Origin of the sequence: Rhodococcus tibetensis, assembly GCF_024438035.1 — a bacterium.
In the GTDB taxonomy this organism is placed as follows: domain Bacteria; phylum Actinomycetota; class Actinomycetes; order Mycobacteriales; family Mycobacteriaceae; genus Rhodococcus_F; species Rhodococcus_F tibetensis.
Window position 1 is genome coordinate 1 of sequence record NZ_JANFQF010000021.1, and the last position, 20289, is coordinate 20289.

At 65.6% G+C, this 20289-nt stretch carries 20 protein-coding genes and 1 tRNA gene; 2 read left to right on the top strand and 19 right to left on the bottom strand.

Features of this window, described 5'->3' with window-relative positions; genetic code table 11:
* Positions 1 to 457: 457 nt before the first annotated feature.
* The 8 genes from NOF53_RS21375 to NOF53_RS21410 all read right to left on the bottom strand — a co-directional run bounded on the left by NOF53_RS21375 (position 458) and on the right by NOF53_RS21410 (position 6809).
* Entirely contained in the window at positions 458 to 655 is a 198-nt protein-coding gene (locus NOF53_RS21375) for a hypothetical protein (protein WP_255972461.1), read from the bottom strand.
* Positions 656 to 706: 51 nt separating this feature from the next.
* A complete protein-coding gene (locus NOF53_RS21380; protein ID WP_255972464.1) occupies positions 707 to 829 on the bottom strand; it encodes a hypothetical protein in 123 nt (40 codons plus the stop codon).
* 42 nt (positions 830 to 871) lie between these two features.
* Positions 872 to 1309, bottom strand: coding sequence for a DUF2752 domain-containing protein (locus NOF53_RS21385; RefSeq protein WP_255972466.1), 438 nt, complete (start codon positions 1307 to 1309; stop codon positions 872 to 874).
* A 135-nt stretch (positions 1310 to 1444) separates the two neighbouring features.
* Positions 1445 to 1517 (bottom strand) — tRNA-Thr (locus NOF53_RS21390).
* 31 nt (positions 1518 to 1548) lie between these two features.
* Positions 1549 to 2763, bottom strand: a complete 1215-nt coding sequence (locus NOF53_RS21395; RefSeq protein ID WP_255972469.1) for a DNA polymerase III subunit delta' — start codon at positions 2761 to 2763, stop codon at positions 1549 to 1551.
* A 52-nt stretch (positions 2764 to 2815) separates the two neighbouring features.
* Positions 2816 to 5734, bottom strand: coding sequence for a type I DNA topoisomerase (gene topA, locus NOF53_RS21400; protein WP_255972472.1), 2919 nt, complete (start codon positions 5732 to 5734; stop codon positions 2816 to 2818).
* A gap of 136 nt (positions 5735 to 5870) precedes the next feature.
* Positions 5871 to 6455: a hypothetical protein gene (locus NOF53_RS21405; protein ID WP_255972475.1), complete on the bottom strand. Its 585-nt coding sequence runs from the start codon at positions 6453 to 6455 to the stop codon at positions 5871 to 5873.
* A gap of 150 nt (positions 6456 to 6605) precedes the next feature.
* On the bottom strand, positions 6606 to 6809 hold the full coding sequence (locus tag NOF53_RS21410) for a cold-shock protein (RefSeq protein WP_005248460.1): 204 nt from the start codon (positions 6807 to 6809) through the stop codon (positions 6606 to 6608).
* A gap of 398 nt (positions 6810 to 7207) precedes the next feature.
* On the opposite strand from NOF53_RS21410, the gene sftH reads away from it, so the two are divergent.
* Positions 7208 to 9556: a DEAD/DEAH box helicase gene (gene sftH / locus NOF53_RS21415; RefSeq protein ID WP_255972478.1), complete on the top strand. Its 2349-nt coding sequence runs from the start codon at positions 7208 to 7210 to the stop codon at positions 9554 to 9556.
* Between the two features lie 9 nt (positions 9557 to 9565).
* Here sftH and NOF53_RS21420 read toward each other — a convergent pair whose 3' ends face one another.
* The 7 genes from NOF53_RS21420 to ssd are packed head-to-tail and all read right to left on the bottom strand — an operon-like array spanning position 9566 to position 14203.
* Entirely contained in the window at positions 9566 to 9922 is a 357-nt protein-coding gene (locus NOF53_RS21420; protein ID WP_255972480.1) for an Rv3654c family TadE-like protein, read from the bottom strand.
* Positions 9919 to 10287, bottom strand: coding sequence for a TadE family type IV pilus minor pilin (locus NOF53_RS21425; protein ID WP_255972482.1), 369 nt, complete (start codon positions 10285 to 10287; stop codon positions 9919 to 9921). The genes NOF53_RS21420 and NOF53_RS21425 overlap by 4 nt, the downstream gene beginning before the upstream one ends.
* Positions 10287 to 10490, bottom strand: coding sequence for a DUF4244 domain-containing protein (locus tag NOF53_RS21430; protein ID WP_255972484.1), 204 nt, complete (start codon positions 10488 to 10490; stop codon positions 10287 to 10289). Before NOF53_RS21430 ends, NOF53_RS21425 begins: the two co-directional genes overlap by 1 nt.
* Positions 10491 to 10540: 50 nt before the next feature.
* A complete protein-coding gene (locus NOF53_RS21435; protein WP_255972486.1) occupies positions 10541 to 11122 on the bottom strand; it encodes a type II secretion system F family protein in 582 nt (193 codons plus the stop codon).
* Positions 11119 to 11910: a type II secretion system F family protein gene (locus NOF53_RS21440; protein WP_255972488.1), complete on the bottom strand. Its 792-nt coding sequence runs from the start codon at positions 11908 to 11910 to the stop codon at positions 11119 to 11121. The genes NOF53_RS21435 and NOF53_RS21440 overlap by 4 nt, the downstream gene beginning before the upstream one ends.
* Positions 11907 to 13121: a TadA family conjugal transfer-associated ATPase gene (locus NOF53_RS21445; protein ID WP_374212649.1), complete on the bottom strand. Its 1215-nt coding sequence runs from the start codon at positions 13119 to 13121 to the stop codon at positions 11907 to 11909. Before NOF53_RS21445 ends, NOF53_RS21440 begins: the two co-directional genes overlap by 4 nt.
* Positions 13109 to 14203, bottom strand: a complete 1095-nt coding sequence (gene ssd / locus NOF53_RS21450) for a septum site-determining protein Ssd (protein WP_255972492.1) — start codon at positions 14201 to 14203, stop codon at positions 13109 to 13111. The genes NOF53_RS21445 and ssd overlap by 13 nt, the downstream gene beginning before the upstream one ends.
* Positions 14204 to 14594: 391 nt before the next feature.
* Between ssd and NOF53_RS21455 the strand changes: the two genes are divergently transcribed.
* Positions 14595 to 15431, top strand: a complete 837-nt coding sequence (locus NOF53_RS21455) for an HAD-IB family hydrolase (RefSeq protein WP_255972494.1) — start codon at positions 14595 to 14597, stop codon at positions 15429 to 15431.
* A 410-nt stretch (positions 15432 to 15841) separates the two neighbouring features.
* On the opposite strand, the gene NOF53_RS21460 is transcribed toward NOF53_RS21455, so the two are convergent.
* Genes NOF53_RS21460 through NOF53_RS21475 form a run of 4 tightly spaced genes read right to left on the bottom strand, consistent with a single transcriptional unit; the run spans position 15842 to position 20259 of the window.
* Positions 15842 to 16591 (bottom strand): Fic family protein, encoded by a 750-nt coding sequence (locus NOF53_RS21460; protein WP_255972496.1) that lies wholly within the window; start codon positions 16589 to 16591, stop codon positions 15842 to 15844.
* 32 nt (positions 16592 to 16623) lie between these two features.
* A complete protein-coding gene (locus NOF53_RS21465; RefSeq protein WP_374212650.1) occupies positions 16624 to 18369 on the bottom strand; it encodes a dipeptide ABC transporter ATP-binding protein in 1746 nt (581 codons plus the stop codon).
* Positions 18366 to 19340: an ABC transporter permease gene (locus NOF53_RS21470; protein WP_255972500.1), complete on the bottom strand. Its 975-nt coding sequence runs from the start codon at positions 19338 to 19340 to the stop codon at positions 18366 to 18368. Before NOF53_RS21470 ends, NOF53_RS21465 begins: the two co-directional genes overlap by 4 nt.
* Positions 19333 to 20259 (bottom strand): ABC transporter permease, encoded by a 927-nt coding sequence (locus tag NOF53_RS21475; protein WP_255972502.1) that lies wholly within the window; start codon positions 20257 to 20259, stop codon positions 19333 to 19335. The genes NOF53_RS21470 and NOF53_RS21475 overlap by 8 nt, the downstream gene beginning before the upstream one ends.
* Positions 20260 to 20289: the final 30 nt, after the last annotated feature.

Genomic DNA, 20289 nt, shown 5'->3' on the forward strand with positions numbered 1-20289 from the left:
TCAAACACTGACCCCCCTCCGACGGAAGAAGGAGAAGAGCCAGCACATACCCACACCACAACTCACAACCAAACCACAACGGCCAGTTGATCATCCATGATGCGGAGTACCAAAAACATTTGGCACTGACATTCATCGACACACTGTTGAGTTCTCAAAGAACACGCACACACCATCACACCCGAAGACAACATCTCCGACCGATCCGGGGCAACCGCTCCATCTTATCCCCTCCGACTCACCGGCGCAAACCAGTACTCCGTGAAGACAATCCGGGGCTGAAGCACAACCATACACGATGGCCCACTTCGGAAAATTTCGCCAGGCACTCCGTACAACCTCGTGTCCCCAGCCCTTACAGGCGGAGTCGGTGTCCGTGTCGCTCTGACTCGGAATAAGTTACGCGATGAAACCCGCAACGCCAAACTGCCTGGTCAGCCTGTCCGGAATGACTTTTCTACGGCACCCAGTACTTCGCGGCGAGCTCCTCGATGATCACATCGCCGTCAGCTGCCTGTTCCAGTGCGGCGAGGTCGGCATCGATCGATACCAGCCGGGGATCGTCACCTTCCGCCTGCTGGACCGGGTGGCCCCCGTCTTCGGCGAGCTGGCGGAGCAACTTCTCGCGAACCCGGTCCTTCAGCGAATCACTCATACCGAAATCATGGCTGTGGGGCCGGAGGTTGTCGAGGGCCGCCCCGGCCGCTCACTCCTCGGCGTCGTCGGGTGCCTTCACGTTGTCGCTCTTACCGAAGATCCGGAGCGCTGCCGGAATGAGCACGATCAATGCCCCGAGAATCGCAATCAACGAAAAGACCTGCATTGCCATCTGTGAACCCGACTCTCTGTTTCATGCTTGCGGCGTCCGTCGTCAAGCCGGCGCCAGCCAGCTTCCCCAAGATGTATTCCTCGTGACCGTAAACGCCGCGAGAGCGATCAGTACACCCACCATCAAGTACGGACGAATGACAATCGCTCGACGGCGCGTTCCTGCCCACCGCCGCTGAGCCCACCGAACCCAAAGGTATGCCGAGACAGCGATCAACGGAACGATCAGGACGTTGCTCGACAACGCTGCACTGATGTCGAGGTTGGTGAGGTCGTGGACCGCCCGAAGGCCCCCACAGGCCGGGCACCACCACCCCGTCGATGCGTACACGGGACAGAAGCCGTACGAACCCGACTGATGTGGATCGCGAAAGTGCAGGACTGCTACTGCGGCGGCCACCCCTGCGGCGACTGCGGCCGGCGCACCGAGCGCGCGCGGACCGGCCACCGGTGACGTCTCGGGCCGATTCTCGATGTCCACGCCTCCAGTGTTGCCGATCTTCTCCGTCGGCGGCGGGCAGGGACTCCGTTGCGGAATGGATCCGCGTCATCGATGTGTCGGTCCGGATACAACTCTGGCCCTCCCCGATGATCGGGAAGGGCCAGAGGACCGCTGAGCTGCCTGAGAGAATCGAACTCTCGACCTTTTCATTACGAGTGAAATGCTCTACCGACTGAGCTAAGGCAGCGGTGCCTTTCGGCGGTGGCGAGTCTAGCGCCTCAACCCCGAGTATGCGAAAACGGCTCCCTGAACGCGTCGGCGAGGCTGGCTACCATGGCGTCGACGGCCCACTGTGGTTTGACGTTGACGGCGATCGCCTCGCGGCACTCGAGTACCGCTTCAATACACTTCAGCAGGCCTTCCGGCGAGGTTCGCGAGGCCAGTTCCGCAGCTCGGTCAGCCATATCGGGATGGTTGGCCGCGGCGGCGGATCCCCACGTGGCGGCGAGGGCGTCACGGTAGAGACCGGCGAGATCGATGAGCGCTCGGTCCAGCGCATCGCGCCCGGTACGGGTAGCCCTCGACTTCTGCCTCTTCTCCAGATCCTTGAGCACCCCGGCTGATCCTCGGAGAGCGCCGGCAGCACCTTTCCCGGTGCCGCCTGCGCCGAGGGCGGTGCGCAACTCCTCGGTCTCCTGCTCGTCTCGGGCCGCGCTCATCTCTTTCGCTTCGGCATCGGCCGAGCGCACCAACTCCTCGGCCGCGGCGAAAGCAGTCGCGGGCCGCAACGCCGCAACTGCGAGGTCCAGCGCTTCCTTACGACGAACGCGAGCGTTCAAGTCGGTCGCCAGCCGTCGGGCACGTCCCACATGACCACCACTGATCGATGCAGCCAAGCGCGCCTCGTCCGGCCCGACACCATCCCGCTCGCGCAAAACCTGAGCAATCGCCTCCGCCGACGGCGTGACAAGAGGGACGTGTCGGCAACGCGACCGTAGGGTCACGGATATGTCCTGAGGATCGACGGATGGTGCGCACAGCAGGAACACCGTGCGATCCGGCGGCTCCTCGACGACCTTGAGGAGAGCGTTGGCGGCGCCCTCGGTGAGCCGGTCTGCATCCTCTACGACGACGATCTGCCAGCGGCCGGTACTGGGCCTGCGGGACGCCGTCTGGACGATGGCCCGCATCTCCCTCACGCTGATGCTCAGTCCCTCCGGGACCACCCGCCGCACATCACCGTGGGTGCCGGCCATCGCTGTGGTGCAGGAGTGGCACGCACCGCAGCCGGGGACGCCGTCACTTGTGCATTGCAATGCCGCGGCAAAGCACTGCGCGGCCACCGACCTGCCCGAGCCCGGGGGGCCAGTGAAAAGCCACGAATGCGTCATCGACGACCCCATCGAGCCGACTCCCCGACGGGCCGCCGTAGCAGCGGCTGTCAGTTCTGCCTCGACGTCTGCCTGGCCCACCAACCGGTCGAATACGGTCACGACGTCAGACTAACCGGCACTTGCGACACCCCAGCGGCCCCGCCGTCCCGGCTCACGTCTTCTTGTCCGCGGCCTTTTTCGCAGCAGCCTTCTTGGCGGGTGCCTTCTTGGCAGCAGTCTTCTTCGCTGCGGCCTTCTTGGCGGGCGCCTTCTTGGCGGGTGCCTTCTTCTTGACGGGTCCGCGCGCGCGACGCTCCGCCAGCAGTTCCGAGGCGCGGGCGTCGGTGATGCTTTCCACTTCATCGCCCTTACGGAGGCTGGCGTTGGTTTCGCCGTCGGTCACATACGGTCCGAACCGGCCGTCTTTGATCACCATCGGCTTTTCACTGACCGAGTCGACGCCCAGCTCGCGCAGCGGCGGCGTCGCGGATGCCTGCCGTCCCCGGCGCTTGGGCTCCGCATAGATCTTCAAAGCCTCTTCGAGAGTGACCGTGAACATCTGATCCTCGGTGGCGAGCGACCGCGAATCGGTGCCCTTCTTGAGGTAAGGACCGTACCGGCCGTTCTGAGCGGTGATTTCTTCCTTCGACTCCGGATCGATACCCACCACACGCGGCAACGACAACAGTTTCAGGGCGTCGTCCAGAGTGACTGTGGCCAAATCCATGGACTTGAGGAGCGAACCGGTTCTCGGCTTGGGGCCGGCAGCCTTCTTGGCAGCCTTCTTGGCGGGGGCCTTCTTCGCAGCCGTCTTGGTCTTGGTGGTGCCCTCGGCGGGCTCGGTGACCGGCACCACGGCAGGCTCGGGCTCCGGTTCCGGCTCGGGAAGGATCTCCGTGACGTAAGGGCCGAAGCGGCCCTCCTTCGCCACGATCTCGTGCCCGGTGAGTGGATCGACACCGAGCTTGCGGCCTTCCTGCGGCGTCGAGAACAACTTCTCGGCGTACTCCGGTGTCAGCTCGTCGGGCGGAAGGTCGTCGGGCAGATTGGCCCGCTGCGAGATCAGATCGCCTTCGGGGTCGTCCGGGTTCTGAACCATTCGCTCGAGGTACGGACCGAAGCGTCCGACGCGGACGTGAACTTCACGGCCCTCCGTGTCGTCGAACAGCCGGATGGAGTTGACCTCGCGAGCGTCGATCTCTTCGAGATTGACACCGACCATTTTTTTCAGGCCACCCTCGCGGGCGACGGAACCCTCGGCGCCGTGGTCGCCACCGAAGTAGAAGCTGCTCAGCCAGTTGCCGCGCTGCTCCCGGCCCCCGGCAATGGCGTCGAGATCATCCTCCATGCCCGCGGTGAAGTCGAAGTCGACCAGCCGTCCGAAGTGCATCTCCAGAAGCCCGATGACCGCGAACGCGACCCAGGACGGGACCAGCGCACTACCGCGCTTGTAGACGTAGCCGCGATCGAGGATGGTCTTGATGATCGACGAATACGTGGACGGACGGCCGATCCCGAGTTCTTCGAGAGTCTTGATCAGACTCGCCTCTGTGTACCGCGCCGGCGGATTGGTGGTGTGCCCGTCCGGATCGAGCTTGGTGGCCGTGACCGCCTGGCCCTCGACCAGGACCGGAAGCCGCGACTCGGCGTCGTCGGACTGGCCGCCCGCCTCCTCGTCGACACTCTCGACGTATGCCTTCAGGAAGCCGGCGAACGTGATGGTCCGACCCGACGCGGAGAACGTGCATTCTTCGCCCGTACCTGCCGTACCCGAGATTCGCAGAGTGAGCGTGGTGCCGCGGGCATCGGCCATCTGCGACGCCACCGTGCGCTGCCAGATCAACTCGTACAGCCGGAACTCGTCGGTGTCGAGCCTCGAGTGCAGCTGCCCGGGAGTCTGGAAGACGTCACCCGCAGGCCGGATGGCCTCGTGAGCTTCCTGCGCGTTCTTCACCTTGCGGGTGTACTGGCGCGGCGACGAGTGAACATACTCGGCGCCGTACAACTCCGTGGCCTGCGCGCGCGCGGCAGCGATGGCCGACGCAGACAACGTCGTGGAGTCGGTACGCATGTACGTGATGTAGCCGTTTTCGTACAACCGCTGGGCGATGCGCATCGTCCGCTCCGACGTGAATCGAAGCTTCCGTCCCGCTTCCTGCTGGAGCGTCGACGTCATGAACGGCGGGTAGGGCTTGCGGGTGTACGGCTTACTCTCGGCGGACGACACTGTGAGATCGACACCGGCGAGCGATTCAGCAAGCCTCTGCGCGCGGGACTCGTCCAGCACGGTGACCGTGCTGGTCTTCAACTGGCCGTCCGCGCCGAAATCACGCCCCGACGCAACTCGTGAACCGTCGACACTCACCAGGCGGGCCCCGAAGCTGCGCGGGCTCGCGTCGGCGCCTGCGTCGAGCGTGGCCGATATGTCCCAGTAGGACGCGGACCGGAACGCCATCCGTTCACGTTCACGCTGAACGATGACGCGGGTAGCGACGGACTGCACACGGCCCGCCGACAACTTCGGCATGACCTTCTTCCACAGAACCGGGCTGACCTCGTAACCGTAGAGACGGTCCAGGATGCGGCGGGTCTCCTGCGCGTCGACCAGGTCGTTGTCGAGTTCGCGGGTGTCCTCGGCCGCGGCGCGGATAGCCGGCTCGGTGATCTCGTGGAAGACCATCCGGCGAACCGGGATCTTCGGCTTGAGCGTCTCGAGAAGGTGCCAGGCGATGGCCTCGCCCTCGCGGTCGGGGTCGGTGGCAAGGAAGAGTTCGTCGGCGTCCTTGAGGAGACTCTTCAGCTCCGTGACCTTGGACTTCTTCTCCGGACTGACCACGTAGAGGGGTTCGAAATCATGGTCGACGTTGACGCCGAGCCGGGCCCACGACTCGCCCTTGTATTTGGCCGGGACATCTGCGGCCCCGCGCGGTAAGTCACGAATGTGGCCGACCGACGCCTCGACGACATAGTTCTTTCCGAGGTACGGGGCGATCTTGCGGGCCTTGGTCGGCGACTCGACGATCACGAGGCGGCGAGGCTGGCCGGACGCTCCCGCCGCATCCTGTGCACTGCCGTTGTCACCTTTTGCCACGTGTTGCCCGAGCCTTCCTGAAGTCGATCGCTGCCACTCGACAGTTGTGCAGACACCCCGTTTATACCGGGTTCGCCTTTTACTAGAGTGACATACCCGGAACACATCCTCGCAGATCAGTACTGCCTACACGGTCCTACACGTGGGGCCAAACGGTACAATCGTCCACATTTCCGGGTGCTTCGCCGATACTCTCGACGAGTCTGCCGAGCCTACGCCGACCCGATATCCGGAGGCCCGGACCCGACCCTCGAGTGCCGATCAACGTGGGCGCGATACCCGCCCTCATCAAGGCCTGCGCCAGCGGCGCGTGGGTATCCGGGGCGTGCGGATCGAGTCCGAGAACGAAACGTTCCCCCTCCGCTTCACCGCGGCCCGCAGCCAGAGCCCACAGCCGCAACTGCCTCCCCGACGGCACCCAGCCCGGCGGGACCGCCTTCACCGCGCCCCTCGTCCACTGTTCCGCGAGCGGCCGCAAGTCGACGACCGAGGCGGTGCGCACGAGGGGGCTGCCCTCGTCGCTCCGGGTGATCTCGGCTTCCAACCCTGCCTCCGCGATCAGCCCGGCGATTGCCTCGGCACGCCACAGCGCATCTACCACAATCGAGATGCGCGCGCGGCCGCCCGCGGAGACCACCTGCCCGGACGCGGCGAGAAGCCCACCCAGATCTGCAACCGCCGGTGGAAGGGCCTCTGCAGAGAAGAAGGAGAGTTGACTCATCGAAGTACCCCTTTGTGCCACGTCACTGTGGCCACCAGCCGTTGAAAAACGAATCGTCCCCCACCGCCTCGGGCGATGGGGGACGATTCGGACGGTGATCGCGAGGATCCCGCCTATCTGATCTTGATGTCCACCGAGTGGACGGCAGAATCAGACTGCGCGAACGCCGGTTGCCTGGGGGCCCTTGGTGCCCTGGCCGACCTCGAACTCCACGCGCTGGTTCTCCTCGAGGGTGCGGAAGCCGCTGCCCTGGATCTCGGAGTAGTGAACGAAGACGTCAGCGGAGCCGTCCTCGGGTGCGATGAAGCCGAAGCCCTTTTCCGCGTTGAACCACTTCACAGTGCCCTGTGCCATGCTTTTCCTTCTCTTTCTAACCACCGGATTCGGCGGACAGCACGTACAGTCCGCCGGGCCGGTTCCGACCGCTGTACTTCTTGATTTCCCCCTCAGGAAAAGCAGAGCACCGCGTTCGCAACATCGATCCTGCGAACGCTCACTCTTTCAAGCCCACGAACACAGAAGCTGCGACCAGTTGTAGTCAACCATGAACTCCGCGAACGCAACAGTCGAAAACGGAACAATTCACACAAAATGTTGATCTTGCAGCGAACAGCCGCGGAGCAGCGCATCCGGCAGGCACCTGCGGCACCCCCGACAGCAGCCTCGGGAGGTCACTCGCTATCATCAAATGTGCAGGTCGTGGGCGGTGTAGAAGCTCCTCGCCCCGCTCCATCGACAGCCCGGAGAGATCAGTGAGCACACCGTTTTCGCCACGTGACGACAGTGGGAATTCTGGCGGAACGTACGGTCGCGAGTTGCTCGACAGAGTGCTCGACGGCGTCCCTCACTACGAAACGCCACTGACATTCGCTGCCGAAATGCCCGCTCGGACGTCGTCACTGACGGATTGGCCCGTGTGGGTTCACCCCTCGGTCGTCTCGGCCCTGCAGCAGAATGGGATCGCTCGCCCCTGGAGCCATCAGGCCGCCGCCGCCGATCTCGCCCACCACGGGACAAATGTGGTGGTGTCGACGGGAACCGCTTCGGGGAAGTCGCTCGCCTACCAGCTTCCGGTACTCACCTCTCTGGCAATGGATCCGCGGTCGACCGCCCTCTACCTGTCCCCCACCAAAGCGCTGGGCGCAGACCAGTTGCGGGCGGTGACGTCGATCATCGACTCTGCGGAAGACCTTCGGGGTGCCTGCCCGTGCATGTTCGACGGTGACACACCGACGGAGGTGCGTCACTGGGCACGCGAGAACTCACGGTGGCTCTTCACCAACCCAGACATGCTGCATATTTCCCTTCTCCGCACCCATCAGCGGTGGGCGCATTTCTTCCGCAACCTTGCCTTCGTCGTGATCGATGAATGCCACTCCTACCGTGGTGTCTTCGGCTCCAACGTGGCACTCGTCCTGCGCCGCCTCCGACGCATCGCTGCACGGTACGGGGCAGACCCTGTCTTCGTTCTCGCATCCGCCACCACAGCGGATCCCGGCTCTGCCGCGTCCCGCCTGATCGGGGCCCCGTGCGCCGAAGTAGTGGACGACGGGTCGCCCCACGGACCGCGAACCATCGCCCTGTGGGAGCCACCCCTCATGCGGGATGTGACGGGAGAGAACGGAAGTCCCGTCCGCAGGCCTGCAGGTTCGGAGGCCGCACGCATCATGGCCGCCCTGATGGCCGAAGGGGCACGCACTCTCACCTTCGTTCGTTCGCGGCGCGGCGCGGAGTTGACCGCCATGGCCACCAAACGCCTACTCGGGGAGGTCGATCCCGAACTCGCGACGCGGGTCGCGTCGTACCGAGCCGGCTACCTGGCCGAAGACCGGCGTGAACTCGAGGCTGCCCTCGCCGACGGAACGCTACTCGGTGCGGCAACGACGAACGCGCTCGAGCTCGGAGTCGACATCGCCGGACTCGATGCCGTGGTCGTCGCTGGATTTCCCGGGACAGTTGCCTCGTTCTGGCAGCAAGGAGGCCGTTCCGGTCGGCGCGGCGAAGGATCCCTCGTGGTCCTGGTGGCCCGTGACGATCCACTCGACACCTACCTGGTCCACCATCCTTCCGCACTGCTGGACAAGCCGGTGGAGGCAACGGTCACCGACCCGTCCAATCCCTACGTCCTCGGTCCGCAATTGCTCTGCGCAGCAATGGAGTTGCCGCTGTCCGATGCCGAAGCCGACAAGTTCGGGGGACTGGACGTCCTCGCGAAGCTGTCCGAGCAGGGCCTGATTCGCAGGCGCGCCCACGGTTGGTTCGTGACCGCGGGGACAAATCCGCATGGCGCGCTGGATATCCGGGGCGGAATCGGTACGCAAGTAGCAATTGTGGTGTCGGAAACCGGACGCCTACTCGGAACCGTCGACACCGGTCGCGCCCCTGCCACCGTCCATCCCGGCGCCGTGCACATCCATCAGGGTGAGTCCTATGTCGTCGACGAACTGGATCTCGATCAAGGTCTCGCCTTGGTGCACGCCGAGGACCCCGATTGGACGACGTCGGCTCGGGAAACCACCGAGATCTCCGTGACCGCCGTGCTCGAGCAGAAACTGTTCGGTGACGTCGAAGTCGCACTTGCCGAGGTAGAGGTGACGCATCAGGTGATCGGATTCCTACGCCGACTGCCGTCCGGCGAAGTTCTCGACGCAGTGGAGTTGGACATGCCCGAGCAGACCCTGTGCACCCGAGCCGTGATGTACACGATGACCCCGGAGTTGCTCGCACAGGCCGGTGTCCCGGCCGAACGAGTGCCCGGATCACTCCACGCCGCTGAGCACGCCGCGATCGGACTCCTACCCCTGGTCGCGATATGTGATCGCGGGGACATCGGCGGCGTCTCGACCGCCCTGCATGCCGACACCGGCTTACCCACCGTCTTCGTCTACGACGGACACGCCGGTGGTGCCGGATTCGCCGACCGGGGTCACGCCGAGCTCACGCGATGGCTGGGCGCGACCCGGGAAGCGATCACTTCCTGTGAGTGCACCTCCGGTTGCCCTTCCTGTGTGTACTCACCGAAATGCGGCAACGGAAACGACCCCCTCGACAAGGATGGTGCGATCCGGGTTCTCACCGCGGTGCTGGACGCGCTCGGCTGAGTGGCCGGCTCATTCCGCAGGTCCCGCCCGCGCAACGGCCCGGGCATCTCGAATGCCGAGCGAGGACAGCAACACCGGGGCGTTGACCGTCACCTCCACATCCCAGGCCTCGACCTTGCAGTCGATCATCTCGACATGCATCCGCTGGGCCACGACCCGCGCCGCGGCGCACGCGGACTCGCCGCCCCGGTCGAGTCCCACACCGGCGGCAAGGGCAGCGAGGTCGGCCGCGGACTGAGCCCGATGCCGCACCGAGACCGCCGAACCGACGTGCAGCAGAGTCGCCGTGATCACCACGAGGGCCGCGAGCGCGAAACACGCGAGCACCGTGGCAGAACCACGCTCGCCCCCCGGCTGGGCACTCACCGCCCACCCCTACCTGCAACAGTCGGCTCGAGCGCCGCGACGGCTTCCGCCGAGATATGCACGAGTGGGAGGAGCGGACTGCGGGCACGCACGGTGGCCACGACAAAAGCCCCGTCCTCTCGCAACTCCACGTCCGCGCCCTCCGGAGCCACCCTCATTGCCGCGGACATCGCCGACTCCCGATCTCCCCGGGCAGCGAGGCGAGCCGCTTCCCGAGCCGAATCGACACAGCGAACCTGGAGCGTCGCCGCCGTGATTGCTCCGATGCACAGGACGACCACTACCACGATGGACGCGATCGCAATGGCCGCCTCCACCGTGACCGCCCCCGCATCCGAGCGGCCAAACCCCTTCGACGGTGCCATCAGACCGCGGTACTCAGCGCCTTGTCGATGATGTTCGTCAGCGCGGTCACGATGCTGTCGCCGGTGACGACCGAGTAAAGCACCGCTCCGAACGCCGCCGCGGCGATGGTGCCGATCGCGTACTCGGCGGTCGACATCCCCTCCTCCCCCACTGCGAGCAGGGTCAAGCGAGCCGTAAGTGCGCGCATCTTGTTCTCCATCATGTTTCCCCCTTGATGAACCGGCGCAGCGGATCTGCACCGGGAGTATGAAGTCAGAGCAGTCCGCCGTCGACGACGCGGGAGGCGAGACCGATGACGACGGGAACGATCCCGAGGCAGATGAAGGCCGGTAGGAAGCACAGACCCAGCGGACCGCTGATCAGCACGCCGGCGCGTTCGGCCGATGCCGCCGCCGAATCCTCGGCATGGGTGCGGCTTTCGGTAGCCAGCTCGGTCATGGAACCGGCCAACGACGAACCCGATCGCGCCGAGCGACGGGCCATCCGAGCGAGTGATTCGGTGGCTGGATCAGACGCCGCCGATTCCCAGGCGGTGGCTGCGTCCGCTCCCAGAGACAGCAGATCCGCTGCTCGGCGCAACGACTCGGACAACGGTGGTGGGGCAGTGAGCGACACCGCCTCGGCAGCAACGGCGACCGGGAGGCCCGAGCGTAGGCACGCAGCCAGCAGGTCGAACGTGGCAGCGATAGCGAGCGGGTCCTCACGGCGGCGTCGATCGTCACTGTCGACGTCCACGATCGGACTGCGCTCGTCTCGCAGACGGCCCCGTGAAGGCCGTCGGCCGGGAAGGACGAGAAGTGCACCGGCCATGAGAGATAATGTGATCCAGCTCATTCCGTTACCTGCGCTGTGATTCGATCGGTCCACAAGAGTCCCGCACACACCAAGCCCGTACCCAGTACTGCCAGACCGCCGCCGAGTCCGCCACCGAACAGCACGTCGAGTGGTGCCGCACCCATCATGTGGCCGAGGCCGATACCCAGGAGCGGAAGCCCAGCAAGGACGCTCGCTGTTGCCCTCGCGCCCGCCAGCCCCGCCTCGGTGCGTTGACGGAATCGTCGTCGACCGAGCAGATCGGTGCGCGCGGCCTCCAGTAACTCGGCGAGCGCCAGACCGTGCTTCTCCGCGACGTCCCAGATGTCGGCAACTCGGGCCAGTTCGACTCCGACCCGAGAATCGTTGGTACGCAAACCATCCGCAGCGGTACCACCGAGGCGCGCGCGTGCCGAGGCGGCGCGAAAGGCCACCGACACGACACCGGAACTCTCATCCGCCGCAGTGTCACACGCCGTCGCAGGATGCGCACCGACGCGCAGTTCGGCAGTGACCACCTCGAGGCTCGACAGAATCACGCGCAGATCGGCATCTCTCGCGCGAGCTGCTCTTCGCCGCACATACCTGAAACGGAATGTGGCGCCTGCCATCACCGCCGCAAGCACCACCGAGATTCCGCCCAGTTGGTAGAAGACGGGAAGGACGACGAGCGCAGGCGGAACTATTCCGGGCACTTTCGTGCCTCGCCGGGTCGGCCGTCGTCCGACAGCGGTAAGCAGGCGGGTCCGGGCCAGCGCTGACGGCATCGCGAGGAGAGCGCAGGCCAGGACCACGAGACCCACGATCATGTCGCCACCACCCGTTCGGCAGGTTCATCTCGGATACGCCGAGCGCAGAGTTGCTGCAGCAGTGCAGCACCCGCGTCCGGACCAATACCGAAGGTCCATGCCGGGACGATGGTGACGAGCCCACGGTCGTCATAGGTGACCACACCGATCTGCATCAGCTGCCGCGCCCCACTCGAGGACCGGTGCACGTGCAGGATCACCTGGACGGCCGCGGCCAGTTGACTGTGCAGAGCTCTGCGGTCCATTCCGCCCAGCGCCGCGAGGGCCTCGAGCCGGGCGGGCACTTCCTCGGGCGAGTTGGCATGGACGGTCCCCGCCCCGCCGTCGTGCCCGGTGTTCAGAGCCGTCAACAAGTCGACGACCTCTGCACCGCGCACCTCCCCCACAACGATTCGATCGGGACGCATACGGAGAGACTGGCGCACCAGGTCGCGGACGGTCACTTCGCCGACTCCTTCGACGTTGGCCGCCCGCGCCACGAGCCGGACCACATGCGGGTGCCTCGGTGCGAGCTCGGCGGCATCTTCGACACAGATGATGCGTTCGGCTGGGTCGACGGCACCGAGCAGCGCGGCGAGCAGGGTGGTCTTTCCGGCGCCCGTGCCCCCGGTGACCAGAAAGGCGAGCCGCGCGCGCACCACCGTTCCGAGCAGGGCGTGAGCCTCGTCGGTGAGGGCGCCGCCTGCGAGGAGTGCGTCGAGTCCCTGGGTTGCCGGCCGCAGCACTCGCAGCGACAGGCACGTTCCACCGTGAGCCACAGGGGCGAGCACGGCGTGGAGCCGCACTCCGAACGAGCCGTTGCCTACCCCGCGCAGGCGCCCGTCGACCCAGGGTTGCGCGTCGTCGAGCCGGCGACCGGCAGACAGGGCGAGACGTTGAGCGAGTCTGCGCACCGCCGCCTCGTCGGCGAACCGGACTTCGGTGTGTTCGAGGCCGCGACCCTGGTCGACCCACACCTGGTCGGGGGCGGTGACGAGGACGTCCGCGACGCCGGGCCGAGTGAGCAGCGCCTCGAGAGGGCCTGCCCCCGTCAGCTCGGTCATCAGTACCCTCAACGCACCGAGCAGGTCCGTGTCACCGAGCACACCACCGGACTCGGTGCGGATGGCTGCAGCGACCGTTGCGGGGGTGGGCTCCCCCGAGGTGTGGGCAAGGCGTTCCCGGACCCGGTCGAGGAGGTCGGGCGTGACGAGGGAGCTCACGCTGCCCACTCTCGGGAACGCGGCCTCTCGGCGGCCGTGTCGAGGATCGCCGACGCAGCCGCCGCGAGCGCCGAACGCCGACCGGGTTTCAAGCCACCGTGCTCGAGCATGGCGGTGAGGGAGCGCTCGGCGCGTATGGACGCGATCAGTGGCAGGTCGAGCACTTCTGCCACATCCGAGCCTCGCAGACCTCCCGGTGCCGGGCCTCGCACCACGACACCCTGATTGGGGTTCCGCTCGATGATCCACTGCGCGACCTTGCCGGCAGCGATACAAGCCCGGACGGTCGCCGGCACTACGAGGACCACCAGGTCTGCCAGTTCGAGGACCGTTTCGGTGACCGGTCCGGGGAACCTGGACAAGTCACATACGACGAGATCACCCGCGTGACGGCTGGCGTCGATAACCGCGCGGGCCGCTGCCGGCGTCGGCCCTGCACTCGCGTGGCCGCTACGACTGCAGGAGAGGACCCGTAACTGTTCGCCGCGGGCGGGGAGCGCGTCTCTGAGCGCGTCGGACGAGATCCGCCCGCCCTCGATCGACAGGCCCGACCAACGCAGGCCTGGAACGTCCTCGAGACCGAGGAGCACGTCCAGACCCGACCCCCACGCATCGGCGTCCAGCAGCAGTGTCGGCTCCGCTCGCGCACCTGCGGCGGCACACAGCGCCACCGCGGTTGCCATGGTGGATGCACCGGCACCCCCGCAGCCCCCGACGACCGCGACGACGCTGCCGTCCGCCTCAGGTTTCTGAGGTTGCTCGCCGAGAACCGTGACGAGAGCGGCTTCGTCCTCCGGTACCGCCAGTACGTGCTCGGCGCCGACCGCGGTCGCGATCCTCCACTCGTCGATGCCCGGCGCACCGGCACAGAGCAACACCACCCGGCGGCGGCGAGGCAGACGCTGACAGCAGGCGATGGCAGCCCGCGTGTCGAGGACGACGAGGGGAGCGCTGGCCCAGGTGTGGCGCGCATCCGCGAGGTCGACTTCGTCGAGCCTGCGATCCGCTGCGGCGGCAACCCGGCGAATGCTGTGCAGGAGAGCCGGGTCGTCGATCAGAACCAGCACTTCCCCACCGATGTCTGCGTCCATGGCAGTGAGCGTGCCCGGCACGGCACCACGCCGGGAAGGGGGACTGAGCGATCTGTGGACAACTTCTGCCCTGTGGATAGAAATCGGTACGATCGCACCATTCTGCGGGAACCGGGCTGTATTTCGTCGGGGACTTCGAGACACTTGCCGCAAACAGAGGACGACCCTCGCCAGGGGGGGAGGAGGCGAGGGTCGTCGGTGTTCAGCCCCGGGGGGTCGGGCTGAACATGTCCGAATCAAATCCGGACATCTTTGATACTACACCTCTCCAGATGGCTATTTGCAAGTTCAACTGTCGAACGGTTGTGCCGTGTCGCAAGTGTCGTACGAGGTCCGCGCTGTGGCGTCCGGAACGCACCTCCCCGGCCGAGCAGCGCATATCCTGGCACGTGTGACCGTGAAGCCGCAGACAAGTGCAGAGACAGGTCGACACACCGAGACGGGTCGAGTGGCCGCATTCTTCGACCTCGACAAGACGATCATCGCCAAATCGAGCACCCTCGCGTTCAGCAGACCGTTCTTCGACCAAGGGCTCATCAACCGCCGGTCGGTCCTCAAGAGCAGCTACGCCCAGTTCCTCTTCCTGTTGTCCGGCGCCGACCACGATCAGATGGAACGGATGCGCGCCTATCTGACCAGCATGTGCGCCGGGTGGAACGTGGAACAAGTCCGGGCCGTGGTGGCCGAGACACTGCACGACATCGTTGACCCCCTCGTGTTCGCGGAGGCCGCCGATCTCATGGCGGATCACAAGCTACGGGGTCACGACGTGGTCGTGGTCTCGGCATCGGGCGAGGAGGTGGTGGCACCGATCGCCGAGGCGTTGGGAGCCACCCGCAGCACCGCCACGCGCATGGCGGTGAGGGACGGTCTCTACACAGGCGAGGTGGAGTTCTACTGTTACGGCGAGGGGAAGGTGGAAGCCATGCTCGAGCTGGCCGAGGAGAACGGCTACGACCTGTCGGCCTGCTATGCCTATTCCGACTCCGTCACCGACCTCCCCATGCTGACCGCGGTGGGTCACCCGACGGCCGTCAACCCGGATCGCGCACTACGGAAGGTTGCAGCCGGAAACGGTTGGCCCATATTGACTTTCTCAAATCCGGTTTCTCTCCGGGCACGCCTGCAGTCGCCGTCGGCGACGAGGGTCGCCACCACGGCGGCCGTCAGCATAGGCGCCCTCGTCGCCGGTGCGTTCACCTATGGAGTCCTGCGGCGCAAGCGCTGACGCGCGGCAACACGCGACACGGCCACAAACCGAATTTGACACTTGCTGTGAGGTGGGTCACGGGGTACAAAGGAGTTACGGAAGAACGGAAGGCCAAGATCGACCCAGAAGAGAAGGATCGATCTCCCGACCGAGATTCCCGGCACGGGCACTAGGTACCCACGCGGAGCACAAGCCACTATAAGGGCAGAAGCGTTGTGGGCCTGCGAGACTCGGGTTTTCATCGGCAAGGACCCTGCACCGGTTGCAGGGACGACCCGACGACAGTCGAACTCTCGCCGAGGCCATCCACACAACCCACCGAGCACGCTTGGTAACCGGTAGTCCGCGCTGACGGGCGGCGAAGTCGATGAAAGTCGGCAGCGCCGCCCGTTTCGTGTGGTCGCTCGACCGTGTGCCGAATCCTGATGTCAGGTAGCCGCCGCCTCAGCGATAGATGTCGCCTCCCGGGCCCCAGCCTCCAGCGCACCACAGCACAGAATCACCCAGCTCCCGACACCTTCCGCGGCGCCGGACGCGAATGCGGCAATCCCGTTGCGGTACGCCTGCTGGCGGCGCAACCAGCTCACCTCCGGCACGCCCAGATTGTGAGGGTCGAGGCCGCTGGACACGCACACCAACCGTGACGCGGCTCGGGCGACGACACCGTCGCCGACACCGAACGGCTTCAACGCCAACAGTTCCCCGTGCACCACCGCGGCCAGGACCGGGGCGGGCGCTGCGGTCCCACCGGTAACGAGTTGCGCGAGACCGTCCAGCCGTTCTGCCACCCCGCCGGCTGGCCGTGGCCTGCCCAGCAACTCCGGATCATCCACGAGGTCTGCGGCGGCGAGCAGGTGCAACCTCGCGAGCGCTTGCAGCGGAGCACGCTGCCACGTCGACTGCAGAAGACCCAGCGCGTCCCCGTCGAGCGCCTGACCCACGCGCAGCGCACCGGATAGGATCGGATCCGCGACCTTACCCGGGGCCGGCAGTTCGGTGCGTCCGCCGTCGAGGGAGGCCGACGCGCGAGCCGCCCGGACGGCCGCCTCCGCCGCCGTGGTCGGCCAGCCACGCCGGTTCGTCTTGTGGCGATGGACCTCTCCGAGCGCGTCGCGCGCACGGTCCGCGGCGTCTCGGACACCGGGAAGGTCGAGGAGGGGTTGCAACGGGTCACTCACGTCTGAGAACGCTACCCGGCGCGGAGTCGCCCTCAAGCGCCGAGCCGGATCGATCCTCCCGGGATGGCCTCGAGCAACTTCCGCGTGTAGACCTCCTTCGGCGAGCAGAACACCTCGTCGGTGGTCGCCTTCTCGACGATGGCACCCGCAGACATGACCAGGACGTCGTCGGCGATCTGCCGCACCACCGCCAGGTCGTGGGTGATGAACAGGTAGGTCAACCCCAGTTCTGCCTGCAGATCATTGAGCAAGGTGAGGATCTGGTCCTGTACCAGCACGTCCAGCGCCGACACCGCCTCGTCACAGACCACCATCTCCGGTTGCAGCGCCAGCGCCCGGGCGATCGCCACCCGCTGTCGCTGCCCACCGGAGAGCTCGTTCGGGAACCTTCGCATCACCGACGCCGGCAATGCGACCTTGTCCAACAGGTCACGTACCCGGGCCTCCCGTTCCCCCTTGGTACCCACCTTGTGGGCGCGAAGAGGTTCCTCGATGGTGCGGAAGATGGAATACATCGGGTCGAGTGTGCCGTACGGATTCTGGAAGATGGGTTGTACCCGGCGACGGAAGGCGAGCGTCTCGCTCCGGTCGAGCGTCGCTACGTCCTTGCCGTCGAACACGACATTTCCCGACGTCGGGGCCAGCAGTCCGAGCACCATGTGCGCCACCGTCGACTTACCCGACCCGGACTCGCCGACGATCGCGGTTGTCGTTCCCCGGCGGACCGCGAACGAGACGTCGTCGACGGCCTTGAACTCGGTGGTTTTCCGCAGTCCATGACGGATCGTGAAGACCTTGTTCAGACCGGTCGCCACCACCACGTCGTCGGTGACCTCACCGAACTCGCCCCCAATCGCACCCGTCTGCTCTGCCTCGCCGACCACCTCGAGTGTCTGTTCCCGGATGTCGGCCCGTGCGAGCGACGAACTGCGCCGCTGCGACGCCAGCGACGGTGCGGCTGCCACCAGCTTCCGAGTGTAGGCGTGTTGTGGGCGTTGCAGAATTTCCAGGGCGGGCCCTGATTCCACCACACGGCCCTTGTTCATGACGATGAGATGCTCCGCCCGCTCGGCGGCGAGACCGAGGTCGTGGGTGATGAGGAGCACCGCCGTCCCCAGCTCGCTGGTGAGCCCGTCGAGGTGATCGAGTATCTGCCGCTGGACGGTGACGTCGAGGGCCGATGTCGGTTCGTCGGCGATGAGCAATTGTGGGCGGGCGGACAGTCCGATGGCGATGAGCGCCCGCTGTCGCATACCGCCCGAGAACTCGTGCGGGTACTGCCCCAATCGGTCCTCGGCATCCGCGAGCCCGGCTTGTTCGAGGAGTTCGGCTGCACGGACCCTCGCGGCCCTTCCCTTCGCGATCCCGTTGGCCGACAGAGCCTCCCGTATCTGAAACCCGACTTTCCACACCGGATTGAGGTTGGACATCGGGTCTTGCGGAACGAGGCCGATCTTCTGTCCGCGCACGGCGACGAAGTCGCGCTCCGGGGCGCCCGCAAGGTCTCTTCCCTCGAAGAGGATCTGACCGCCGGTGACCGTGCCCGTGCCGGGCAGCAGATCGATGATGGCGTGAGCAATGGTGGACTTACCGGAACCGGACTCACCGACAATCGCCACCGTCTGCCCCGGGTACACCGTGAGGCTCACGCCGCGCACAGCGGGAACCGCACCCGAACGGGAGTGGAAAGACACCTCCAGATTCCGAATCTCGAGCAGCGGCACCTCCTCGGCCACCGTCGTCGGTCCGGCGGATTCGTTCGAAGACATCGCGCTCACCGCTTCCGGGCTTTGGGGTCGAACGCGTCCCGGAGAGCGTCACCCATCATGATGAAGCCGAGCACCGTGATCGCCAGCGCGGCAGCCGGATAGAAAAGAATCGCCGACCCCTGACGGAGCGTGACCTGGGCGGTGCTGATATCCCCGCCCCACGAAATCTCCGAGGACGGGAGACCGATCCCGAGGAACGACAGCGTCGCCTCCGCGACGATGTAGATGCCCAGCGAGATGGTCGCGATGACGATGATCGGTGCCAGGGAATTGGGCAGCACATGACGCAGAAGTGTCCGGAAGTTCGAGACTCCGAGCGCCCTCGACGCCATCACGTAGTCGTTGTTCTTGGCCGAGAGAACCGCTCCGCGAGCGATTCTCGCCATCTGAGGCCACCCGAAGAGAGCGAGCACGACGATCACCGTCCAGATGGTGCGATCCGCGAACAACTGCATCAGGACGATCGCGGCGAGGATGAGCGGGATCCCGAAGAAGATGTCGGCTACCCGCGACAGCAGCGAATCGGTCCAACCGCCGTAATACCCGGCGAGGGAACCGAACACCACGCCCACGACCAGAACGATCGAAGTCACGCCCACACCGACCAGCACCGACGCGCGAGCTCCGTGGATGGTGCGCGAATAGATGTCACACCCCTGCTTGTCGTAACCGAACCAGTGGCCCGAGGACGGGCCTTGCATACTGAACGCGAGGTCGCAGAAGCGCGGGTCGGCATCGGTGAACAGGCCCGGGAAAGCGGCCACGGCGACGACGGCGAGAATGATCAGGGACGCCACCGCGAACAGGGGACGACGGCGTAGATCGCGCCACGCATCCGACCACATGCTGGTGGGCGGCTGATCGATGGCCACGGTGTCGGTCTCCCCCGGCGCCGCCACTTCGTCCGGTGCCACGAAATGCGCCTGACGGGTCTTCCGGTCGCCCGTCCAGGCGGACTCGTTCTCCACTTTCTCAGACATAGCGAATCCTCGGGTCGAGCGCGGCGTACAACAGGTCGACGATCAAATTGGCCAGTAGGTAGATGACGATCAGCACCGTCACGAAAGACACCACCGTGGGCGCCTCGCCCCGGGTGACGGCCTGGTAGATCGTGCCGCCGACACCGTTAATGTTGAAGATGCCCTCGGTGACGATCGCGCCACCCATCAAGGTCGCGAGGTCGGCGCCGAGGAAAGTGACCACGGGAATCAGCGAGTTCCGCAGGACGTGCACCTGCACAACTCTGCGCCGGGAAAGACCCTTGGCCGTAGCTGTTCTCACGTAGTCGGCGGTGAGATTCTCGGCCACCGAGGTCCGGGTGAGCCGCAGCACGTATGCAAACGACACCGACCCGAGGACGAAGGCCGGCAACAATAGATTCGTGAAGCTGGTATTGCCACCTACCGTCGGCGGAACCCATCCCCACTTCACCCCGATGAAGAACTGGGCGAGAAATCCGATGACGAAGATCGGGACCGCAATGATCACGAGACTCACCAGAAGCACGGTGCTGTCGAAAAGGCCGCCCTTACGCAGGCCGGCAAACAGTCCGAAGCCGATCCCGAAGATCCCTTCGATGGCCAGTGCCATCAGGGACAGTTTGACGGTGATCGGAAAAGCCTGCGCGAGAACCTCGCTGACCGGGCGACCCGAGAAGGACATACCGAAATCGAGCGTGAAGATGCCTTTCAGATACAGAAAGTACTGCATCAGGAATGGCTGATCGAGGTGATACCGGGCGCGGAGCTGGGCCGTGACCGCGGGACTCAGGGCCTTGTCGCCGGCGAGCGCCGCAATGGGGTCGCCGGGCAGAAGGAACACCATGGCGTAGATCAGGAACGTCGCCCCCAGGAACACAGGAATCATCTGAAGCACACGGCGACCGATGTACCAGAGCATCGGATCCCCTCCTCTCCGCCGGGGCCGGTG